This window comes from Vibrio sp. Y176 (genome assembly GCF_033438945.1).
The window spans coordinates 1-612 of sequence record NZ_JAWOQS010000775.1; the positions used below are offsets into that span (position 1 = coordinate 1).

Annotated in this window: 1 protein-coding gene; it reads right to left on the reverse strand. The window is 48.7% G+C overall.

The genetic code is table 11. The annotated features are described in order from the left end of the window. Positions 1–612: DUF1800 family protein (locus tag R7O13_RS28590; protein WP_318305424.1), on the reverse strand; the 612-nt coding region annotated here is incomplete at both ends.

Sequence of the window (612 nt, forward strand, 5' to 3'; positions counted from 1 at the left end):
TTGAGTTCAGGCGAAGCCGTGCCCGCAAAGAATCGTTCATCGACACGCTCAACGAGAGCTTCGTGATCATCGAGTAGGGAATACAGTTCGCTAAAGTCCAGCGTATAAGTATCACCACCACCCGAGCGAGTGCTACTAAGCATGAAATTGACCAGATCGGTATACACTGACCAATCGAGCAATTCGTATTCGGGTGACACCATGCCTGATTGCACAAACTCATTCGAAGGTTGATAGTCTGGCGAGTAGAAATTAAATACTGAAGGAGAGCGCAGTGCGCCTTGTTCTGCGGTGTTCATCACTGTTGTTGCTCCATCATAGCGCGCAGCGGTAAGTGTAAAGCCTGCGGCTCGGTGGAAGTTGGTGAGCACCAAAATGGGCTCTTTCACTTTCATTGGCGGCGTGTTGGTTAACCCCATGGCTTCGTTATCAAGTAAAACCGCGCGGATCACTGCGCTTAAATCACCTTTTACCCCTTTTCCGTTGTTGTTGAATACGCGAGCAACTCGCGCAACGTACTCCGGGCTTGGGTTAGAAGAGACGAATCGTTGAATCAAAAACTTCGACACAAATGGCGCAATGTTAGGATGAGACATCAATATATCCAGCACT